6 protein-coding genes are annotated in these 4939 nt (G+C 61.6%); all 6 read right to left on the reverse strand.

Translation table 11 applies throughout. The features are described from left to right. Nucleotides 1-127 precede the first annotated feature (127 nt). The 6 genes from AC1D1X_RS15510 to AC1D1X_RS15535 are packed head-to-tail and all read right to left on the reverse strand — an operon-like array spanning nt 128 to nt 4905. Nucleotides 128-574, reverse strand: a complete 447-nt coding sequence (locus AC1D1X_RS15510; RefSeq protein ID WP_477669866.1) for a hypothetical protein — start codon at nt 572-574, stop codon at nt 128-130. A 7-nt stretch (nt 575-581) separates the two neighbouring features. Further along, nucleotides 582-1958, reverse strand: coding sequence for a histidinol dehydrogenase (gene hisD / locus AC1D1X_RS15515; protein WP_477669867.1), 1377 nt, complete (start codon nt 1956-1958; stop codon nt 582-584). Between the two features lie 11 nt (nt 1959-1969). After that, nucleotides 1970-2611 (reverse strand): ATP phosphoribosyltransferase, encoded by a 642-nt coding sequence (hisG, locus tag AC1D1X_RS15520; RefSeq protein WP_477698597.1) that lies wholly within the window; start codon nt 2609-2611, stop codon nt 1970-1972. Continuing rightward, nucleotides 2608-3882 carry a UDP-N-acetylglucosamine 1-carboxyvinyltransferase gene (gene murA / locus AC1D1X_RS15525; RefSeq protein WP_457279714.1) on the reverse strand — a complete coding sequence of 425 codons (1275 nt, stop codon included), beginning with the start codon at nt 3880-3882 and terminating at the stop codon, nt 2608-2610. The genes hisG and murA overlap by 4 nt, the downstream gene beginning before the upstream one ends. A 6-nt stretch (nt 3883-3888) precedes the next feature. Then, nucleotides 3889-4134, reverse strand: a complete 246-nt coding sequence (locus AC1D1X_RS15530) for a BolA family protein (RefSeq protein WP_477669869.1) — start codon at nt 4132-4134, stop codon at nt 3889-3891. Nucleotides 4135-4149: 15 nt separating this feature from the next. Continuing rightward, nucleotides 4150-4905: an ABC transporter permease gene (locus AC1D1X_RS15535; protein ID WP_477698598.1), complete on the reverse strand. Its 756-nt coding sequence runs from the start codon at nt 4903-4905 to the stop codon at nt 4150-4152. Nucleotides 4906-4939 lie beyond the last annotated feature (34 nt).

The raw sequence follows: 4939 nt of genomic DNA on the forward strand, positions 1-4939 counted from the left end.
GCGTAAGCATGCATGGACTGCACGTCCTGGCGGATCAGTTTTTTGAGCTTGGGAGCCAGTGAGGCGTCTGACTGTTTCATGATGGGTGAATTGACTCTGTCTGGCGGTATTGTGAGTGCCGGTTCGCTCAGCAGCTGCTTTTCTGCACGAAAGCGGAGCCCGTGGGCATGCTCCTGTTGGCCACGTCTTTGCGGTTCAGCAGCTCCCTGAACATGGGATCTACAAAAAGCTTCACGCATTCGCCGGACCGGAAAGTACCACTCACAGGAAGCGTCAGCGACAAGATGTTTGAAACGGTCACCACGATGGAGCTGACGTCGCGATTGCCCTGCTGCGCACCAATGGCGTTGGCCAGCATGACGCCAGCAGAGCCCCCTGCAAGCGTCGCGCTACTTTGCTGAACCGAACTCAAACCATAGTAGGGCGAGGCAGACACTTCGGAGACCACTCCTGAAAGCTCAATCGCATTGGGAGGTTTCTCTGAGGGTTGCACCACGGACGCGCAGCCCTGCAATCCTGCCAGCGCAATGCAAGCAGCAACGACAAGATTCAGCGATCTGAAAATGCGGGTCATTTACGATTCAATCGGGTTTGGAAAGCCGCATTTCGGCGGCGCGGGCATGCGCCTGCAGGCCCTCGCCATAAGCAAGTTCTGCGGCGATCTTGCCGAGGACCTGCGCACCGGCTTCGCTGACCTCAATAAGGCTGGAGCGTTTCTGGAAGTCGTAGACACCCAGTGGCGAACTGAAGCGCGCCGTGCCGCTGGTGGGCAGCACGTGGTTGGGGCCGGCGCAGTAGTCGCCCAGCGATTCGCTGGTGTAGGCGCCCAGGAAGATGGCGCCGGCGTGCTTGAGCAAGGGCTCCCACTTGTGCGGGTCGCGGCTGGAGACTTCGAGGTGTTCGGGTGCGATGCGGTTGCTGATCTCGCAGGCCTCTTCCATGCTGCGGGTGTGGATCAGTGCACCGCGGCCGGTGAGGGACTTGGCGATGATTTCGGCGCGCGGCATTTCGGACAAAAGGCGGTCGATAGCGGCCTGCACTTCATCGATATACGCGGCGTCGGGGCACAGCAGGATGCTTTGCGCGAGTTCGTCGTGCTCGGCCTGGCTGAACAAGTCCATGGCCACCCAGTCGGCCGACGTGCTGCCGTCAGCCAGCACCAGGATTTCAGACGGGCCGGCAATCATGTCGATGCCCACCGTGCCAAAAACGCGCTTTTTGGCGCTGGCAACATAGGCGTTGCCGGGGCCGGTGATCTTGTCGACCTTGGGCACGGTCTGCGTGCCGTAGGCCAGCGCAGCCACGGCCTGCGCGCCGCCGATGGTGAAGGCGCGGGTGACGCCGGCCACGTAGGCGGCGGCCAGCACGAGCTCATTGCGCTCGCCTTTGCTCGACGCCGCCTGGTCGCCCGAGCCGCCCGTGGCCACGCTGCCGCGCACGGGCGTTGGCACCACCATGATGATCTCTTGCACACCAGCCACGTGGGCGGGGATGGCGTTCATGAGCAAGCTGGAGGGGTAGGCAGCCTTGCCGCCCGGAACGTAAATGCCCACCCGGTCCAGCGGCGTGACCTTCTGGCCCAGCAGCGTGCCGTCTTCGTCGCGATAACTCCAGCTCTCTCCCGATGCCTTCTTCTGTGCCTCGTGGTACTTGCGCACCCGGGCGGCTGCGGCCTGCAGGGCCTCGCGCTGGGCAGCGGGAATGGCATCAAATGCGGCCTTGAAATCCGCCTGCGTCAGTTCCAGCCCAGCCATCGACGCAGCTGACAGGCCATCAAACCGCGCGGTGTATTCCAGCACCGCCGCATCGCCGCGCTGTTGCACATCGGCCAGGATGTCGGCCACGCGCTGCTCGATGGCCGCGTCAGTGTCGGCGGACCAATGCAGCCGCGCCTTGAAATCAGCATCAAAAGTTGCCGAGACCGTTGACAGTCGTGCGGGAGAAGCTATTAATTTCATAGCATCAAGACTCAAGGTGTGGCCGTGGCGGCGGCGAAGGCATCGATCAGCTTGCGGATGGGCTCTTGCTTGAGCTTGAGCGCGGTCTGGTTCACGACGAGGTGCGAGCTGATGTCCATGATGCGTTCGACCTCGACCAGGTGGTTGGCCTTGAGCGTGCTGCCGGTGGAGACCAGATCGACGATCGCGTCGGCCAGGCCTGTAAGCGGTGCGAGCTCCATGCTGCCATAGAGCTTGATCAGGTCGACGTGCACCCCCTTGGTGGCGAAAAAGTCGCGGGCAATCGCCACGTACTTGGTGGCCACTTTCAGGCGCGAGCCCTGGCGCACGGCGGCGGCGTAGTCAAAACCTTCGCGCACCGCCACGCTGATGCGGCATTTGGCGATTTGCAGGTCGAGCGGCTGGTACAGGCCCTGGCTGCCGGATTCGAGCAAAGTGTCTTTGCCGACCACGCCGAGGTCGGCGCCGCCGTACTGCACATAGGTGGGCAYGTCGGTGGCACGCACCAGCACCACACGCAGGCCGGGTTGGTTGGTGTCCAGAATCAGCTTGCGGGATTTTTCCGGGTCGTCGAGTACCTCGATGCCGGCGCTTCGCAGCAGCGGCAGGATGTCGTCGAAGATGCGGCCTTTGGATAACGCCAGGGTGATCATGCTTTGACTCGTTCTATGTCGGCACCGATTCCGCGCAGCTTGGCTTCCATCTGGTCATAGCCGCGGTCCAGGTGGTAAATGCGGTCCACCATGGTTTCGCCCTCGGCCACCAGGCCGGCAATTACCAGGCTGGCGGAGGCGCGCAAATCAGTGGCCATCACGGTGGCGCCCGACAGCTTTTCAACACCCTCCATGACCGCGACCTTGCCTTCGATCTGGATCTTGGCGCCCAGGCGCACCATCTCGTTGACGTGCATGAAACGGTTTTCAAAGATTGTCTCCGTCACCGTGCTGCTGCCCTGTGCAATGGCGTTCAGCGCCATGAACTGGGCCTGCATGTCGGTCGGGAAGCCGGGGTATTCAGTCGTGCGGAAGGATTGCGCCTTCATTCGGCCGCTGGCCTGGATGCGGATAAAACCCTCACCCGCAGTCACCACGGCACCGGCTTCACGCAGCTTGTCGATCACGGCATCGAGGTGGTCGGCTCGGCCATGCTTCAAGACAACGTCGCCGCCGGCAGCGGCCACCGCGCACAAAAAGGTCCCGGTTTCAATGCGGTCGGCCACCACCTGGTGGGTGCAGCCATGCAGGCGCTCCACGCCCTGGATACGGATACGGCGCGTGCCGTGACCTTCAATCTTCGCGCCCATCTTGATGAGCATTTCAGCCAGGTCGCCAATCTCGGGCTCCTGTGCGGCGTTCTCCAGGATGGTTTCACCTTCTGCCAGGCTGGCGGCCATCAGGAAGTTTTCAGTGCCGGTCACCGTCACCATGTCGGTGGTGATGCTGGTGCCCTTGAGCCGCTTCTGACCAGCCGGCAGCTTGGCGATCATGTAGCCATGCTCCACGGCGATTTCAGCGCCCATGGCCTGCATGCCCTTGATGTGCTGGTCGACCGGCCGCGAACCAATGGCGCAGCCGCCGGGCAGTGACACAGTCGCTTCGCCAAAGCGCGCCAGCAGCGGGCCGAGGGCCAGCACGGAAGCGCGCATGGTCTTGACGAGCTCATAAGGGGCTTCCGGTGAGCTCAGGCCGCCGGCATTGAGCACCACGGTGCTGGGCACGTCCTGGCTGCGTTCGGCCTGCACGCCCATGTTGCGCACCAGCTTGAGCATGGTGGCCACGTCCTGCAGGCGCGGCACGTTCTGCAGCGTCACCGTGTCGGCCGTCAGCAGGGCTGCACAAAGCTCCGGGAGCGCGGCATTCTTGGCGCCGGAAATTTCGACCGTGCCGGCGAGTGATTTGCCGCCCCTGATGAGTAATTTGTCCATGTTCTTTTATTGCGTGTTGTTGTTGGCCCATTCGGTGGGCGTATACGTTTTCATCGACAGCGCATGCACTTCGTCGGTCTGCATGCGGCCACCCAGCGTGGCGTACACCTTCTGGTGGCGCTGGATCAAGCGCAGGCCCTCAAAGGTGCTGGAGATGATTGTCGCGTACCAATGGCGCCCGTCGCCCGACAGCTCGATATGTTCGCACGGCAGGCCTGCGGTGATGATGGATTGAAGTTCTTCGCTGGTCATATGTTTTGGTTTCAGTCAGTGTCTTATTTTGTAGCCGGTGCGCAGCATGTTCACGGCAACGGAGCTAACGACAAGCAAGGCCGTCAAAACAATCCCCAGGCTCAGCCAGGGCGAAACATCGCTGACGCCAAAGAATCCGTAGCGAAAACCGTCGATCATGTAGAAAAACGGGTTCAGGTGGCTGACCTTTTGCCAAAACGGCGGCAGCGAGTGGATCGAATAAAACACGCCGCTCAGGAAGGTCATGGGCATGATGACGAAATTCTGGAAGGCTGCCATCTGGTCGAACTTTTCAGACCACAGCCCGGCGATGACGCCCAGTGCGCCCAGCATGGCGGCGCCCAGCACCGCAAACAGCACAATCCACAGCRGCGCCACAAAGACGGGTTGGCCAAAGAACACGGTGACGGCAAATACGCCCGCTCCCACCAGCAGGCCACGTGCGACGGACGAGCCGACGTACGCAAAAAACCAGTGCCAGTGCGACAGCGGCGTGAGCAGCACAAACACCAGGCTGCCCATGATCTTGCTCTGGATCAGCGAGGAAGAGCTGTTGGCGAACGCGTTCTGCAACACGCTCATCATCACGAGGCCCGGCACCAGGAAGGCGGTGTAGCTGACCTGGTCGTAGACCTTCACTTGATCCTGCAGCACGTGACCAAAGATCAGCATGTAGAGCACGGCGGTCAACACCGGGGCTCCGACCGTCTGGAAACCCACTTTCCAGAAGCGCAAGGTTTCTTTATAAAGCAGTGTTTGCCAGCCAGTCATTCAAAAGCCCCCACGCTTGTCGCTTCGCGTACTA

It is taken from the genome of Polaromonas sp. P1_G4, assembly GCF_056405475.1.

Excerpts from the sequence above, each read along its gene's own strand:
- AC1D1X_RS15510 (WP_477669866.1), bottom strand. The coding sequence starts at position 574 with ATGACCCGCATTTTCAGATCGCTGAATCTTGTCGTTGCTGCTTGCATT.
- hisD (WP_477669867.1), bottom strand. The coding sequence starts at position 1,958 with ATGAAATTAATAGCTTCTCCCGCACGACTGTCAACGGTCTCGGCAACT.
- murA (WP_457279714.1), bottom strand. The coding sequence starts at position 3,882 with ATGGACAAATTACTCATCAGGGGCGGCAAATCACTCGCCGGCACGGTC.
- AC1D1X_RS15530 (WP_477669869.1), bottom strand. The coding sequence starts at position 4,134 with ATGACCAGCGAAGAACTTCAATCCATCATCACCGCAGGCCTGCCGTGC.